This is a genomic window from Delftia sp. ASV31, from assembly GCF_016428765.1.
Lineage (GTDB): Bacteria > Pseudomonadota > Gammaproteobacteria > Burkholderiales > Burkholderiaceae_C > Comamonas > Comamonas acidovorans.
On the sequence record NZ_JAELTK010000047.1, the window covers coordinates 1 to 15,174 of the forward strand.

Sequence of the window (15,174 nt, forward strand, 5' to 3'; positions counted from 1 at the left end):
ACGGCCTGGTGCGCGAGGAAGGCGTGAGCCAGGGCCGCCCGCGCATCGTCACCGACATCGACGCCACCGAGGTGGTGATGATGCTGGCGCCCGAGACCAACGGCCACGTGGCCGTCAAGGCCTGGGAGGCGCTGTCGAAGCAGACGGGGCGCGAGCACGCCCACCTGGCCCTGCACCGCGAGGACGAGAAGATCCGCTTTCGCGACATCCAGGCGCAGCCGCGCAAGATCATCAGCTCGCCCACCTGGTCGGGCCTGGAAAGCGAGAAGGTCAGCTACAACGCCTGCTACACCAACGTGCATGAGCTGATCCCATGGCGCACCCTCACCGGCCGCCAGCAGTTCTACCAGGACCATCCGTGGATGCGCGACTTCGGCGAAGGCTTCGTCAGCTACCGCCCGCCCGTGCACATGAAGGCGCTGCAGGAAGTGCAGGGCCAAAAGCCCAACGGCCACCCCGAGATCGCGCTGAACTTCATCACGCCGCACCAGAAGTGGGGCATCCACTCCACCTATGGCGACAACCTGATGATGCTCACGCTGGCGCGTGGCGGCCCCATCGTCTGGCTCAGCGAGGACGACGCCAAGAGCGCCGGCATCGCCGACAACGACTGGGTGGAGCTGTACAACGCCAACGGCGCCATCGCGGCGCGGGCCGTGGTCAGCCAGCGCGTCAAGCCGGGCATGGTGATGATGTACCACGCGCAGGAGAAGACCATCAACACGCCGGGCTCGGAGATCACCGGCACGCGCGGCGGCATCCACAACTCGGTCACGCGCATCGTGCTCAAGCCCACCCACATGATCGGCGGCTACGCGCAGTACAGCTACGGCTTCAACTACTACGGAACCATCGGCACCAACCGTGACGAATTTGTCCTGGTGCGCAAGATGCGCCGCATAGATTGGCTTGACGACGAAGCCGAGGCCGGCGCAGCCGCCCATGCCTGAACAACAAGGAGAAACACGATGAAAATCCGCGCACAGATCGGCATGGTGCTGAACCTGGACAAGTGCATCGGCTGCCACACCTGCTCCGTCACCTGCAAGAACGTCTGGACCAGCCGCCCCGGCGTCGAATACGCCTGGTTCAACAACGTCGAGACCAAGCCCGGCATCGGCTACCCGCGCGAGTGGGAAAACCAGGCCAAGTGGAACGGCGGCTGGATGCGCCGCACGGACGGCTCCATCGCGCCCCGCCAGGGCGGCAAGTGGAGCCTGTTGATGCGCATCTTCGCCAACCCCAACCTGCCCCAGATCGACGACTACTACGAACCCTTCACCTACGACTACGAGCACCTGCAGTCGGCCAGGGAAAGCAAGGCCGCGCCCACGGCGCGCGCGCGCAGCCTGATCTCGGGCCAGCGCATGGAGAAGATCGAATGGGGTCCGAACTGGGAGGAAATCCTGGGCGGCGAATTCAGCAAGCGCAGCCATGACGTGAACTTCGAGCAGATCCAGAAGGACATCTACGGCCAGTTCGAGAACACCTTCATGATGTACCTGCCGCGCCTGTGCGAGCACTGCCTGAACCCGGCCTGCGTGGCGTCCTGCCCCTCGGGCTCGATCTACAAGCGCGAGGAGGACGGCATCGTCCTCATCGACCAGGACAAGTGCCGCGGCTGGCGCATGTGCGTCTCCGGCTGCCCCTACAAGAAGATCTACTACAACTGGCAAAGCGGCAAGGCCGAAAAATGCATCTTCTGCTACCCGCGCATCGAGGCCGGCCAGCCCACCGTCTGCTCCGAAACCTGCGTGGGCCGCATCCGCTACCTGGGCGTGCTGCTGTACGACGCCGACCGCATCGAGGAAGCGGCCAGCGTGGAGCGCGACCGCGACCTCTACCAGGCGCAGCTGGACATCTTCCTGGACCCCAATGATCCCGAGGTCATCCGCCAAGCCCGCATCGACGGCATCCCCGACGCCTGGATCGAGGCCGCCCAGTCCAGCCCCGTCTACAAGATGGCCGTGGACTGGAAGGTGGCCCTGCCGCTGCACCCCGAGTACCGCACCCTGCCCATGGTCTGGTATGTGCCGCCGCTGTCGCCCATCACCTCGGCGGCGAACGCCGGGCATCTCGACAGTGTCGGCCGCAGCCCCATCAATGGCGACCTGCCCGATGTCTCGCAGCTGCGCATCCCCGTGCAGTACCTGGCCAACCTGCTCACCGCCGGCGACACCACGCCCGTGGTGCGCGCGCTGGAGCGCATGCTGGCCATGCGCGCGTACCAGCGCAGCAAGCACGTGGACCAGGAACGGAACCTGGCAGTGCTCCAGTACGCGGGACTGACGGTGCACGAGGTCGAGGACATGTACCAGACCATGGCGATCGCCAACTACGAGGACCGCTTCGTCATCCCCTCGGCCCACCGCGAATACGCCGAAAGCGCGTTCGATTTGCGCGGCGGCTGCGGCTTCTCGTTCGGCAACGGCTGCTCCGACGGCAGCACCGACGCCAGCCTGTTCGGCGGCAAGAAGCCGCGCACCATCCCCATCCGCGCGCAAATGTGAAGACTGCCGCCATGTTCAATCACAACACCTCCACCCCCGTGCGCCTGACGCTGCGCGCGCTGGCCTGCCTCATCGGCTACCCCGGCGCCGAGCTGCGCGCCCTGCTGCCGGGCCTGATCGACGCCCTGCGCCTGGAGCAATCCGTGGCGCCCGCGCGGCTGCGCGAGTTGCAGCAGCTGGCCGAGCAGCTGCAGTCCATGGACCCCTTCGAGGCCGAGGCCCGCTACGTGGACACCTTCGACCGGGGCCACCAGACCTCGCTGCACCTGTTCGAGCATGTGCACGGCGACTCGGCCGACCGGGGCCCGGCGCTGATCGACCTGCAGCAGACCTACGAGCGCGCGGGCCTGGCCTTCGAGGCCGACGAACTGCCCGACCACCTGGCCGTGGTGCTGGAGTTCGCCTCCACCCAGCCGCCGGCCATCGCCCGTGAATTCCTGGGCGAGATGGCCCACATCCTCAACGCCCTGTTCACGGCGCTGGCGCGGCGCGACAGCCCCTATGCCAGCGTGATCGCGGCCGTGCTGGAGATCACCGGCCACAGGGCCGAGCGCGTGGAAATCCGCCCCGAGCCCGCCATGGACGAGGCCTGGGCCGAACCCGCCGCCTTCGACGGCTGCAGCAGCCAGGGCCAATCGCGCCCCGGCGCCGAGCAGCCCGTGCATTTCGTGCGCCGCACGGCGGCGCCCCAAGCCCAAGGAACCCGCCAAAGGAGCCTGACATGACCCCCTCCTGGATAGACCACCTGCTCTTCGGCCTCTACCCCTACATCTGCCTGGCCGTGTTCTTCATCGGCAGCTGGCTGCGCTTCGACCGCGACCAGTACACCTGGAAGAGCGATTCATCGCAGCTGCTGCGCAGCGGCAGCCTGCGCTGGGGCAGCAACCTGTTCCACATCGGCGTGCTGTTTCTGTTCTTCGGCCACACCGTGGGCATGCTCACGCCGCACTTCGTCTACGAGCCCTTCATGGCCGCAGGCGCCAAGCAGCTGCTGGCCATGGTCAGCGGCGGCATCGCGGGCACGCTGGGCTTCATCGGCCTCACCATCTTGCTGCACCGCCGGCTGTCGGACGTGCGCATCCGCGCCCACTCCAGGTTCAGCGACATCGCCATCCTCTGGCTGCTGTGGCTGCAGCTGCTGCTGGGCCTGGCCACCATTCCGCTGTCGGCAAAGCACATGGACGGCTCCATGATGATGGCCCTGGCCGAATGGGCGCAGCGCATCGTCACCTTCCGTGGCGGCGCGGCCGAACTGCTGGCCGAGGCCGGCTGGGTGTTCAAGGCCCACATGTTCCTGGGCATGAGCATCTTCCTGGTCTTCCCCTTCACGCGCCTGGTCCACGTCTGGAGCGGCTTCGGCACCCTGGTCTACCTGCTGCGCCCCTACCAGCTGGTGCGCTCGCGCCGCCTGGGCCTGCCCGCATCGTCGGCACGCCGTGATGCCAAGCCCGGCCATTGAGGAGATCGACATGGAACATGGATGCAACGGATCGGGCGGCGGCCACTGCGGCTGCGCGTTTTCAACCCCTTCTTCTACTTCTTCTGCCCCGATGGGGGATCTTCCAGAGATCCCCGAAGTGCCCGCCTTCCAGCCCGTGGGCGAGGCCGGGGCCGAGGTGGCCCGCATCAACAACACGCCGCTGCACGCACCCGGACAGCGCCCGCCCGAGCGCGAACTGCGCCAGCGCGCCTGCACCGAGCTGCTGCGCCAGGCGGCCCAGCGCGAAGGCCTGCTGGGCGCCGATGATGCGGCCGGCGACGACGGCGTCATCAGCGAGCGCGCCTCCCAGGCCATAGAGCAGCTGCTGGAGCAATCGCTGCACCTGCCCGAGCCTGGCGAGGACGCCTGCCGCCGCCACTTCGATGCCAACCCCGCGCGCTTCGCCCAGGGCGAGCGCGTGCGCCTGCGCCACGTGCTGTTTGCCGTCACGCCCGGCGTGGACGTGCGCGCCCTCACCCGGCGGGCCGAGTCCCTGCTGATCGAGCTGCGCTGCGCCGACGACGCCGGCCTGCGCTTTGCCGAGGCCGCGCGCCAATGGTCCAACTGCCCCAGCGGCCAGCACGGCGGCGAACTGGGCTGGCTGGGCCGCAGCGACTGCGCGCCCGAATTCGCGCGCGATGTCTTTGCCTCCCAGGAAATCGGCGTGCTGCCGCGCCTGGTGCACAGCCGCTTCGGCCTGCACGTGGTCGAGGTCTGCGCGCGCGAGGCGGGCGTTCTGCCCGACTGGCAGCAGGCGCGCCCGGCCGTCGCCCAGGCCCTGCACCAGCAGACCTGGGTGAGCGCGCTCCACCAGTACCTGCAGCTGCTGGCCGGCCAGTCCGAAGTGGTGGGCGTGCGCATCGCTGCGGCCGACTCGCCGCTGGTGCAATAGCGGGGGACGTGCCCATGCCCGACGATGAGCTGCTGCAGCGCCTGCGGCGCTTCCACGAGCACGCCTTCCCGCAGTACCGCGCGCAGTTCCGCACCCTGGTCGAAGAGGGCCAGCATCCCACTACGCTGTTCATCGGCTGCTCGGACTCGCGCCTGGTGCCCTACCTGCTCACGGGGGCGCCGCCGGGCGAGCTGTTCCTGGTGCGCAACGTGGGCGCCTTCGTGCCGCCGTACGACGGATCGCACGGCCACCACGGCACGGCGGCGGCCATCGAATTCGCCGTGCTCAACCTGCAGGTCAGCCGTATCGTGGTCTGCGGCCACAGCCACTGCGGGGCCATCAAGGCCCTGTATGGAGAAGTCTCGCCCGAGGCGCGCAACCTGCAGCGCTGGCTGGACCTGGGCCGCGAGGCCGTGCTGCCCGTGCAGGCCGGCCCCGAGGCGCTGCGCCGCACCGAGCAGCGCGCCGTCGTGCTGCAGCTCGAACGGCTGATGGACTATCCCATGGTGCGATCGCGGGTAGAGGCCGGGCAGCTCAGCCTGCACGGATGGCACTATGTCATCGAAGACGGCGAAGTCCATGTCTTCGATGTCCAGACCGGCCGCTTTGTTGCGGCATCTCAAGCTCCGCACAGCGGCACCGGGCCGTACCCGCCCTACGTGGAGCATGATGGACAAGTGCTTGTCGACTGAGGCCCGAGCAAGTGCCAGGGACGGCGGCAGGCAAGTCAACACGGGAGCCATGCCAATGCATCGCGAAAACCTGGGCCGCGCGCAGGACGCGGCGGATCTGCAGCCCATCAGCCTCGATGTGCTGCGCGAGAAATACCTCAAGGACGGCGAGACCGGCGTGGGCGAGCTCTACGCCCGCGTGGCCCGCGCCCTGGCCTCGGTCGAGCCCGAGGCGCGCCGCGCCGAATGCGAAGCCCTGTTCCTGGCCAACCTGCAGGCCGGCGCCATAGGCGCGGGGCGCATCATGAGCGCGGCCGGCACCGACCTGCAGGCCACGCTGATCAACTGCTTCGTGCAGCCCGTGGGCGACTGCATCCAGGGCGTGGACGACGGCGGCTACCCCGGCATCTACGAGGCCCTGCGCGAAGCCGCCGAAACCATGCGCCGTGGCGGCGGCGTGGGCTACGACTTCTCGCGCATCCGCCCCCGCGGCGCCGAGGTGCGCGCCACCGCCTCGCTGGCCTCGGGCCCGTGCAGCTACATCAACGTCTTCGACCAGTCCTGCGCCACCGTGGAAAGCGCGGGCGCGCGGCGCGGCGCCCAGATGGGCGTGCTGCGCATCGACCACCCCGACGTGCTCGAATTCATCACCGCCAAGCGCACGCCGGGCCGCTGGAACAACTTCAACGTCTCGGTCGGCGTCAGCGACGCCTTCATGCAGGCCGTGGCCGAAGACCAGCCCTGGCACCTGGTGCACCGCGCCCGCCCCGGCACCGCCCTGCTGGAGCAGGGCCCTCAAAGCGTGTACCAGCGCGAAGACGGCCAGTGGGTCTACCAGACCCTGCCCGCCCGCACGCTGTGGGACACCATCATGCGCTCGGCCTACGACTTCGCAGAGCCCGGCATCCTCTTCCTGGACCACATCAACGACGACAACAACCTGCGCTACTGCGAGGAGATCGCGGCGACGAATCCTTGCGGCGAACAGCCGCTTCCCTCCTACGGCTGCTGCGACCTCGGCCCCGTCATCCTCACGCGCTTCGTGCGCCATCCGTTCGGTTTCGCGGGCGAGCCTGCGTTCGACTTCGAGGCCTTCGAGCGCGCCGTGGCCGTGCAGGTGCGTGCGCTGGACAACGTGCTGGAGCTGACCTGGTGGCCGCTGCCGCAGCAGCGCGAGGAAAGCGAGGCCAAGCGGCGCATCGGCGTGGGCTTCACGGGCATGGGCAATGCGCTGGCCATGCTGCGCCTGCGCTACGACGCGCCCGAGGGCCGGGCCATGGCCGCGCGCATTGCCGAGCGCATGCGCGATGCGGCCTATGGCGCCTCGGTGGAGCTGGCGCGCGAGAAGGGGGCCTTCCCCAAGTTCGACGCCGATGGCTACCTGGCCGAAGGCACCTTCGCCAGCCGCCTGCCCGAGGCGCTGCGCCAGCGCATACGCACGCACGGCATACGCAACAGCCACCTGCTGTCCATCGCGCCCACGGGCACGGTCAGCCTGGCCTTTGCCGACAACGCCTCCAACGGCATAGAGCCGCCGTTCTCCTGGACCTACAAGCGCAAGAAACGCACGGCCGATGGCGGCAGCGCCGAGTACGCGGTCGAAGACCATGCCTGGCGCCTGTACCGCTCGCTGGGCGGCGACGTGCAGCAGCTGCCCGAGTACTTCGTCAGCGCGCTGCAGATGCCTGCGGCCGGCCACATCGCCATGATGCAGGCCGTGCAGCCCTTCGTGGACACGGCGATCTCCAAGACCGTCAACGTGGCAGCCGACTATCCCTACGAGGACTTCAAGGACCTGTACCGCCAGGCCTGGAAGGCCGGCCTCAAGGGCCTGGCCACCTACCGGCCCAACACCATCCTGGGCTCCGTGCTCGAGACCCATGCGCCCGAATCTGCTGAAAAGCCGGCCTCCCCCGCGCCGGCGGGAGCGGCGGCTTCCGCACCCGACCCGCTGCGCACCGTGATAGAAAGCCGCCCCCAGGGCGCGCTGGATGCCGTGGCCGAGAAGATCGAGTACTGGACCCAGCAGGGCCCCAAGCGCCTGTACCTGGTCGTCTCCTTCCTGCCCGTGGTCCTGCCCGATGGCCGCACGGTGGACCGCGCCATCGAATTCTTCATGCCCGTGGGCCAGAGCGGCGAATCCCAGCAATGGGTGACCTCCAGCATGCGCCTGCTGTCACTGGCCGCGCGCGGCGGCTTCCTGGAGCGCGCCCTCAGCGACATGCGCAAGGTGGCCTGGGACCGGGGCCCCGTGCGCCTGGGCACCCACCAGCGCGACGACGGCACGCGCGTGCCCATGTGGCACGACTCCGAGGTGGCCGCCATCGCCTATGCGGTGCAGAACATCCTGGCCCGGCGCGGCAGCGGCGCACCGCCCGCCCCATCGCCGCTGCCCGAGCCCGAAGCTCTTGCCACCGACCCCATGGTCATGGCCGGCCGCAAATGCGAGGAATGCGGCGCCCATGCCGTGATCCGCAAGGACGGCTGCGAGTACTGCACGGCCTGCGGCCATCTGGGGAGTTGCGGGTGAAAGTTGCCGTGGCCCCACGCCCGCAGGGCGATGCCGTGCCCGGCTGGCGCGCGCCCGGCACGGGCTTCGACCAGCCCTTCGAGATGCTCGAAGCCTGCCACGAGCGCGTTCTGCGCATGCTGGCGCTGCTGGACCGGCTGCGCGTGCATCTCCGGACCAAAGGTTGCGACGACAGCGCACGCCAGGCGGCGCGCGACATCCTGCGCTACTTCGATCAGGCGGCGCCGCTGCACCATGAGGACGAAGAGTTGCATGTCTTCCCGCCGCTGCTGGAGCAGGGCGATGCGCAGACCGTGGCCCTGGTGCAGCGCCTGCAGCGCGAGCATGGCCTGATGAGCGCCGACTGGGCGCTGGCGCGCCAGCCGCTGCTGGACATGGCCGAGGGGCGGTCCCAGGGCTTTGGCGCGGCTGACGAGGCGGTGTTCGAACGCTTCGCGGCCTGCTATGCCAGCCATGTCGAGAATGAAGAGCGGCTGGCCTACCCCCAGGCGCGCGGCCTGCTGCCAGAGGCAACGCAGGCGGCCATGGGCCGTGAGATGGCCGTGCGGCGCGGCGCGGACCTGTCACGGAGATAGCGCCGCCGGCAGCGCGCGGGAGCCGGCGCGGCGATACTCGCAGGCTTTGAACCTGCCCCGCCTCGCCTGCCATGCCCGAGCGCCGCCACATTTTCCTGCTTCGCATCGCACTGACCCTGCTGGGCGCCTTTGCCGCCGCCCAGCTGTGCCTGTGGCTGCGCACGCCGCTGCCCTGGATGCTGGGGCCGCTGATCGCCACTTCGCTGGCCTCCATCCTGGGCGCGCCCACGGCCAGTGCGGGCCGGCTGCGCAACGGCGGGCAGTGGATCATCGGCGCCTCGCTGGGCCTGTATTTCACGCCGGCCGTGGTGCAGTTGATCGCGGGGCTGTGGTGGGCGATTGCCGTGGCCATCGTCTGGGCGCTGCTGCTGGGCTGGGGCTTCGGCGCCTGGCTGTACCGCGTGCATGCGCCGCGCATGCCGCAGATACCGGCTGGCGAGATGCGCGCCACCACCTATTTCGCGGGCGCCATTGGCGCGGCGTCGGAGATGACGCTGCTGGCCGAGCGCGAGAACGCGCGCACCGACCTGGTGGCGGCCAGCCACAGCCTGCGCCTGGTCATCGTCACCGTGAGCATTCCGTTCGCGCTGCAGTGGAGCGGCCTGCACGGGCTGGAGGGGCTGACGCCGCCCAGCATCCGCATCGTCGAATGGCCGGGGCTGGCGCTGCTGGCCGTGCTCACGGGCCTGGGCGCCTGGGCCATGGACCGGCTCAAGCGGGCCAACCCCTGGTTCCTGGGCGCGCTGCTGGTGTCCATGCTGCTTACCATGTGCGGCCAGGAACTGTCGGCCGTGCCCCAGGCCCTGGTCAATGCGGCGCAGCTGGTGATCGGCATCAGCCTGGGCGTGCGCTTCAAGCGCGAATTCCTGCACACCGCGCCGCGCTGGCTGGGCTCCGTGGCCGTGGGCACCGTGGGGCTCATGGCGATCTGCGCGGGCTTTGCCTGGCTGCTGCACCTGGCCGTGGACCTGCCCTGGGTCACGCTGCTGCTGGGCACCTCGCCGGGCGGCATCACCGAGATGGCCATCACCGCCAAGGTGCTGCAGCTGGGCGTGCCCGTGGTCACGGCCTTCCAGGTCTGCCGGCTGATCGTCGTGCTGCTGCTGGTGGCGCCGCTGTTCCGCTGGGTGGAGGCGCGCGGGCCGGCCGCGTCGCGCACGGCCTAGGGCCCACCTCACCACAGCCCACTGTCGCTGGTAGATACCGCAATCGCCCCCCCGGCCAGCGCCTGCTGGACCTGCTCCTGGCTGCAGACGAAGCCCGAGGCCACCAGGGGCGGCAGGATGCGGCGCTCGGCCTCGGTGATGTGGGCCAGCATGGGGGCGGGCATGATCTGCACGAGGTTGGGGTCGCTCTGCTCCACGGCCTTGATGCTGCGCGGCCAGGTGGAGCGGTCGGTGACGAAGACCTTTTGCATGGTCAGCAGCCCGGCCTTGTTGGCGCGCTGGATGGTGGCCACGCGCGTGGACAGCAGGCTGCTGGCGCCCAGGTCCACAAGGTAGTCCACGCCGCCCTTGTCGGGCGAGATGCCGTCGCAGCTGTCGATGTTGACGATGGCGATCTTGCCCGCCCCGGTGATGGTGGAGATCACCGAGCGCAGGCGGCGCAGTTCGATGTTGGCGACGATGGCGACTTCGGCCTGGCTGGCCAGCAGCGCGTCCATCTGCTCGGCTCCGTACAGGGTTGCGATGACGGGGCGGCGCGCCAGCCGCGCGCCCAGGGAGTTGTCCGGGCGGCCCATGTCAGAGGTCCAGCCCCAGCTTGCCGGGGTTGAGCAGGTTCTTGGGGTCCAGCATGCGCTTGGTGGCCTCCAGCAGGGCAAAGGCCGGGCCCAGCGACTGCCGCATGTAGGGCGCGCGCAGCAGGCCCACGCCGTGGTGGTGGCTGAGCGTGGCGCCGTGGCGCAGCAGCACGGCGTTGGCCGCGTCCCAGGCCGCGCGGTACCACTGGGCACGCTGGTCCACGGCCACCTCGCCGCGCAGCGAAAAGTACAGGCAGGCGCCATCCACATAGGCATGCGACTGGTGGGCCGAGCCGGCCAGGGTGCCGGGGATGGCCTGCAGGGCGGCGACCACTTCCTCGTAGATGGCCGGCAGGTCTTTCCAGGGGCCGCACATCTCCAGCGTGTCGGCGACGAAGCCCGGGCCTTTCTTGAAGCCCTCGGCGCTTTTGCCGGTCAGGTAGCGCGTGTCCAGCCAGCGCTCCAGGGTGGCGGCGCCGTCCAGCCGTTCACCCAAGGGTGCACACACACGTTCGCAGATGGCCATGACGGCATCGACGATCTCGGGCGCGCCTTCGTCGGCGATCAGCAGCACGTTGAGGTCGCTGCGGCCGAATTGCACGCCGCTTTCCAGCGCGTCATACAGCCGCAGCGCGGCGGGGTTGGCGCCTTGCTGCAGGATCTGTCGGCAGGCCTCCAGGCCCTGGGCAAAGCTGGCGAAGCCATAGGCGATGGCGCGGCCGTGGTCGGGCAGGCGGTGCAGCTTGAAGCGGATGCGCACGATCACGCCCAGCGTGCCTTCCGAGCCGATGAACAGCTGCTGCAGGTCCGGCCCGATGGCCGCGCGCGCGTAGCCACCCACGGTGACGAGGCGGCCGTCGGCCAGCACCACGTCCATGCCGTGGACCATGTCCTCGATCTTTCCGTAGCGCGTGGACAGCTGGCCCGCGCCCCGGCAGGCCACCCAGCCGCCCACGGTGCTGATGCCGAAGGACGAGGGCCAGTGGCCCATGGTCATGCCGTGGCGGCGCTGGATGGTTTCCTCGAACACGTCGCCGAACATGCCGGCCTCGACCTCGACGATCTGGCTTTGCTCGTCCATGGCGATGAAGCGATTGAGTTCGCACAGGTCCAGCACGATGCCGCCGCGCAGGGGCAGGGCCGCGCCCGTGACGTTGCTGCGCCCGGCCGAAACGGTGACGGGAATGGCGTGCGCGTCGGCAATGCGCATCACGGCCTGCACCTGCTCCACGGTGGATGCATGGGCGATGACGGCCTGCGGCGTGGCCGGGTGGCCCGAGGTCTCGGCCACCATGGTGCGCGCCCACCAGTCGCGCGTGCCGGCAACGATGTCGGCGCGCTCGGTCTGCACGCGGTCGCAGGCGGCGCGAAGCTCGGCGAGCGCGGCCTCGGGCACGGCCACGGGTTCGTGCTGCAGGCCGCAGGCAGGACCTTCGGAGGCAGGGCGGTCGGCTGCGGGTGCGGCCTGCGCCGCCCAGCCCGGTGTCGTGGGGGCGCCCACCACGTATTTGCGGCGGTTGTAGCCGCGGGCGATTGCGTCTTTGCTCAGCATTGGATGTCTCCCATCAAAATCTGTTTTTCGCGCTCCACGGCGCGGCGGTAGTCGTGGACCTGTTGCGCGACCTGCGCGGGTGTCAGTCCCAGTTCATCGGCCAGGATGTCGCCCACGCGCTGCGCGGCGTGGGCCGAGGCATCGCGCGCCATGAGGCGGGCGCGCAGGCGGCGCGAGAGCACGTCGTCCACGCTGGCCGCCATTTCGTGGCGCACGGCGTAGAGGACTTCGGCCTCGGTATGGGGCAGTCCCTGCACGATGGGCCGGGCCAGTTCGGGCCGCACGGCCAGCAGGTCGCTGACGAAGCGCGCCTCCGTGCCGTAGCGCTCGCCCAGGTGGGCCGACAGGCCGCCCGTGGCCGTGATGGCCTGGGCGTCGTAGCCAGCCGCGCCCAGCACAAAGGCCGAGGTGGTGGTGCAGCGCGTGCGCCGGCCCAGCAGTTTTTCCACGGCGTCCACGGTCTGCTCGGCCATGTGGCGCGAGGTGGTGAGCTTGCCGCCCACGATGGTGACCAGGCCGTCGGCCGCCACATGGATTTCGTGGTTGCGCTTCATCTCCACGGTCTTGCCGCCGGGCGGGCCGACCAGGGGGCGGCAGCCGGCGATGGAGCCGACCACATCCTCGGGCGACAGGTCCACCTTGAGCGCCGATCGGGCGCCTTCGAGCAGGAAGTCCAGCTCGGTGCGCGTGCAGTGCACATCGTCCAGGCCACCTGCGTAGTCCTCGTCGGTGGTGCCCAGGTAGGAGACATCGCCCCAGCGCGTGATGGTGGCGCGCCGGCTGCGGCCCGGCACGGGAATGGTGACGGTGCAGTCGTTGCGTATGCGCAGCCAGGGAATGGCCACGTGCACGCCCTTGGCGGGGCGCACATGCAGCCGGGGTTCCTGGCCGGGCTTGCGGCCATCCCAGTCGCGCAGCCACACGCCCGTGGCCATGACCACGCTGCGCGCGCGCACCGTGATCTCGCGGCCATCGGCCTGGACGATGGCGCCATCCACGCGGCCGTGGGCGTTGCGCGTGACGGCGGTGGCCTGGCAGTGGTTGAGCACGGCCGCGCCATGGAAGGCCGCGGTGCGCGCCACGGCCAGCGTGAGCCGCGCATCGTCCACGCGCGCGTCGAAGTACATGTAGCCGCCCAGGAGCTGCTCTTCGCGAAAGCTCGGGCAGTGCGACAGCACCTCGGCCTTGCCGAGCTTGCGGTGCAGGATGCCTTCGCGCCAGCCGCCGGCCAGGTCATAGGTCCACAGCAGGCTGCCGAAGGCCTTGGCCAGGCGGGCGTCGAAGACGCCGTCGCGCTCCATCACGGGAAACAGGAAGGGCAGGCGCTGCACCAGGTGCCGCGCATTGCGGCGCAGGCGCTGGCGCTCCAGCAGCGAGTGCCGCACCAGCCCCAGGTTGCCCTGCTCGATGTAGCGCAGGCCGCCGTGCACCATCTTGGAGGACTTGGACGAGGTGCCCGAGGCGAAGTCGTCCTTCTCCACCAGGGCCACGCGCAGGCCGCGCAGGCTGGCGTCCAGCGCCGCATAGGCGCCGGTGATGCCGCCACCGATGACCAGCAGGTCGAAGGCCTCGTCACCCAGCCGCGCGAGCTGGTCCGCGCGCTGCAGCTGCAGCGGCGCGGTCTGGGTCAGTGCGGCGCTATCCCTGCGTTCCTTGCCAAAGGGCCATTGCATCATGCGCAGCCCTCCAGGGCGGCGCTGCGGCCGGGGGCCCGGGCGCGGGCCAGTTCGTCGCCCACGCGGGCGCGCCAGATGCGGCGGCGCTCGCCGCGCTCGTCGGCCGCCATGCGCGGGGTGAAGACCGCTTCGGTGCGCAGCGTGGCGCAGGCCTGCTCCAGCCCGTCCCACAGCAGGCCTGCGCTGCCGGCCATGAAGGCGATGCCGCGCAGGCTGGCCTTGTCGGTATCGGCCAGGCGGCGCACGGGCAGGCCGCCCAGGTCGGCCTGGATCTGCAGCAGCGCATCGCTGCCCGACAGGCCACCGCCCACCAGCAGCTCGCCCACCTCGGTGCCCGAGGCCGCCTCGTCCGCCTGCACGCAGGAGGCCACGGAATGCGCAATGCCTTCGAGGATGGAGCGCGCCAACTGCGGCCGCGAGGTGGCCATGGACACGCCCGAGATCGAGGCCCGCGCCCCCGGCTCCATGGCCGGCAGGCGCAGGCCCGTGAGCGCGGGGATGAAGACCAGGTCGGCCGGCGTCTCGGCCTCACGGGCCAGGGTGCTGATCTGCTGCGGGTTGTCGAACCACTGCAGCTTCTCGCAGATCCAGTTGAGCGCCGAGCCGGTGGTGGGCACATAGGTCTCGATGGCATAGCGCGAGACACCGCCCATGCGCCGCGCGGTCATGGTCAGCGAGCTTTCATGGGCCGCGTCATGCGCGGGCAGCTTTGTTCCCGTGAGCACATCGACGAAGCTGCCCGTGCCATGCACGCACAGCGCCTGGCCCCGCTCCAGGCAGCCCAGGCCCACGGCGGCCGCATGCTGGTCGCCCGCGCAGGCCAGGATGGGCACGGCCAGGCCCAGCAGCTCGGTGCGCGTGCGGCCGAAGTCCTGCACGTCCTCGCACAGGCGGGGCAGCAGCTCGGCGGGAAACTCCAGCGCGTCCAGCCAGTCCTGCAGGTAGCGGTGATCGCCCAGCGCATAGGCGTTGCCCGAGGTCACATTGGTGGGCGTGGTGACCACGGCGCGCGCATCCGACAGATGCCACAGCAGCCAGGAGTCGATGGTGCCGAAGGCCAGGCGGCGCTGCTGCCAGGCACGGGCCACGGCAGCATCCTCACGCAGCTTGCGCGCGGCCCACAGGTAGGGCGAACGCACGCCCACGGGCCGGCCCGCGTGGCGGATCAGCCAGGCATCCCAGTCGCCGGCCAGCAGGGCCAGTTCGTCGCGGTGGCGCGAGTCCTGCCAGACCATGATGGGGGCCAGCGACCGGCCCGTGGCCGTGTCCCAGAGCACGGCCGAGCAGCGCTGGTTGGCAATGGCCAGGGCCACGATCTGCTGGCCGCAGCCCTGGGCGCGGGCAATGGCGCGGCGGCACACGTCCAGCGTGCGCTCCAGCAGCAGGTCGGCGTCCTGCTCGACCACGCCGGGGCGCGGGCAATGGATTTCCAGCGGCAGATAGTCCTGGGCGGACACCTGCCCGTCGCGCCCCACGACGGCGGCGCGCGTGCCCGAGGTGCCTTCGTCTATGCAAAGGATCACGGCTTCATGGTGCATGGGGTGGTC

General features: G+C 70.0%; 13 protein-coding genes. 9 read left to right on the forward strand and 4 right to left on the reverse strand.

Annotated elements, in window-relative coordinates; genetic code table 11:
- From JHD82_RS17210 to JHD82_RS17250, 9 genes are all read left to right on the forward strand, one after another.
- Positions 1–950: nitrate reductase subunit alpha (locus JHD82_RS17210; protein WP_199137721.1), on the forward strand; the 950-nt coding region annotated here is incomplete at its 5' end.
- Positions 951–968: 18 nt separating this feature from the next.
- Positions 969–2,510 (forward strand): nitrate reductase subunit beta, encoded by a 1,542-nt coding sequence (narH, locus tag JHD82_RS17215; RefSeq protein ID WP_199137723.1) that lies wholly within the window; start codon positions 969–971, stop codon positions 2,508–2,510.
- An 11-nt stretch (positions 2,511–2,521) separates the two neighbouring features.
- The gene (gene narJ / locus JHD82_RS17220) at positions 2,522–3,235 is read left to right on the forward strand and encodes a nitrate reductase molybdenum cofactor assembly chaperone (protein ID WP_199137725.1); all 714 of its coding nucleotides are present in this window, start codon (positions 2,522–2,524) and stop codon (positions 3,233–3,235) included.
- Positions 3,232–3,969 carry a respiratory nitrate reductase subunit gamma gene (gene narI, locus JHD82_RS17225; protein ID WP_012203043.1) on the forward strand — a complete coding sequence of 246 codons (738 nt, stop codon included), beginning with the start codon at positions 3,232–3,234 and terminating at the stop codon, positions 3,967–3,969. The genes narJ and narI overlap by 4 nt, the downstream gene beginning before the upstream one ends.
- A 91-nt stretch (positions 3,970–4,060) precedes the next feature.
- Positions 4,061–4,882, forward strand: coding sequence for a peptidylprolyl isomerase (locus JHD82_RS17230; RefSeq protein ID WP_199137727.1), 822 nt, complete (start codon positions 4,061–4,063; stop codon positions 4,880–4,882).
- Between the two features lie 14 nt (positions 4,883–4,896).
- On the forward strand, positions 4,897–5,574 hold the full coding sequence (locus tag JHD82_RS17235; protein ID WP_016451950.1) for a carbonic anhydrase: 678 nt from the start codon (positions 4,897–4,899) through the stop codon (positions 5,572–5,574).
- 55 nt (positions 5,575–5,629) lie between these two features.
- Positions 5,630–8,083: an adenosylcobalamin-dependent ribonucleoside-diphosphate reductase gene (locus JHD82_RS17240; protein ID WP_199137737.1), complete on the forward strand. Its 2,454-nt coding sequence runs from the start codon at positions 5,630–5,632 to the stop codon at positions 8,081–8,083.
- Positions 8,080–8,658, forward strand: a complete 579-nt coding sequence (locus JHD82_RS17245; RefSeq protein WP_199137739.1) for a hemerythrin domain-containing protein — start codon at positions 8,080–8,082, stop codon at positions 8,656–8,658. Before JHD82_RS17240 ends, JHD82_RS17245 begins: the two co-directional genes overlap by 4 nt.
- A gap of 71 nt (positions 8,659–8,729) precedes the next feature.
- On the forward strand, positions 8,730–9,824 hold the full coding sequence (locus tag JHD82_RS17250; protein WP_199137741.1) for an AbrB family transcriptional regulator: 1,095 nt from the start codon (positions 8,730–8,732) through the stop codon (positions 9,822–9,824).
- An 8-nt stretch (positions 9,825–9,832) separates the two neighbouring features.
- On the opposite strand, the gene JHD82_RS17255 is transcribed toward JHD82_RS17250, so the two are convergent.
- From JHD82_RS17255 to JHD82_RS17270, 4 genes are read right to left on the reverse strand one after another with little or no spacing between them, the layout of a single operon-like run.
- Complete coding sequence (locus JHD82_RS17255) at positions 9,833–10,399, reverse strand: glycerol-3-phosphate responsive antiterminator (RefSeq protein WP_012203049.1); 567 nt, start codon at positions 10,397–10,399, stop codon at positions 9,833–9,835.
- Between the two features lies 1 nt (position 10,400).
- Positions 10,401–11,951, reverse strand: a complete 1,551-nt coding sequence (locus JHD82_RS17260) for an FAD-binding oxidoreductase (protein ID WP_199137743.1) — start codon at positions 11,949–11,951, stop codon at positions 10,401–10,403.
- Positions 11,945–13,627, reverse strand: a complete 1,683-nt coding sequence (locus JHD82_RS17265) for a glycerol-3-phosphate dehydrogenase/oxidase (protein ID WP_199137745.1) — start codon at positions 13,625–13,627, stop codon at positions 11,945–11,947. Before JHD82_RS17265 ends, JHD82_RS17260 begins: the two co-directional genes overlap by 7 nt.
- On the reverse strand, positions 13,624–15,165 hold the full coding sequence (locus tag JHD82_RS17270) for an FGGY family carbohydrate kinase (protein WP_199137747.1): 1,542 nt from the start codon (positions 15,163–15,165) through the stop codon (positions 13,624–13,626). Before JHD82_RS17270 ends, JHD82_RS17265 begins: the two co-directional genes overlap by 4 nt.
- Between the last annotated feature and the right edge of the window lie 9 nt (positions 15,166–15,174).

Coding starts and splice junctions, on each gene's coding strand:
- narH (WP_199137723.1), top strand. CDS start 969: ATGAAAATCCGCGCACAGATCGGCATGGTGCTGAACCTGGACAAGTGC.
- narJ (WP_199137725.1), top strand. CDS start 2,522: ATGTTCAATCACAACACCTCCACCCCCGTGCGCCTGACGCTGCGCGCG.
- narI (WP_012203043.1), top strand. CDS start 3,232: ATGACCCCCTCCTGGATAGACCACCTGCTCTTCGGCCTCTACCCCTAC.
- JHD82_RS17230 (WP_199137727.1), top strand. CDS start 4,061: ATGGGGGATCTTCCAGAGATCCCCGAAGTGCCCGCCTTCCAGCCCGTG.
- JHD82_RS17235 (WP_016451950.1), top strand. CDS start 4,897: ATGCCCGACGATGAGCTGCTGCAGCGCCTGCGGCGCTTCCACGAGCAC.
- JHD82_RS17240 (WP_199137737.1), top strand. CDS start 5,630: ATGCATCGCGAAAACCTGGGCCGCGCGCAGGACGCGGCGGATCTGCAG.
- JHD82_RS17250 (WP_199137741.1), top strand. CDS start 8,730: ATGCCCGAGCGCCGCCACATTTTCCTGCTTCGCATCGCACTGACCCTG.
- JHD82_RS17255 (WP_012203049.1), bottom strand. CDS start 10,399: ATGGGCCGCCCGGACAACTCCCTGGGCGCGCGGCTGGCGCGCCGCCCC.
- JHD82_RS17260 (WP_199137743.1), bottom strand. CDS start 11,951: ATGCTGAGCAAAGACGCAATCGCCCGCGGCTACAACCGCCGCAAATAC.
- JHD82_RS17265 (WP_199137745.1), bottom strand. CDS start 13,627: ATGATGCAATGGCCCTTTGGCAAGGAACGCAGGGATAGCGCCGCACTG.
- JHD82_RS17270 (WP_199137747.1), bottom strand. CDS start 15,165: ATGCACCATGAAGCCGTGATCCTTTGCATAGACGAAGGCACCTCGGGC.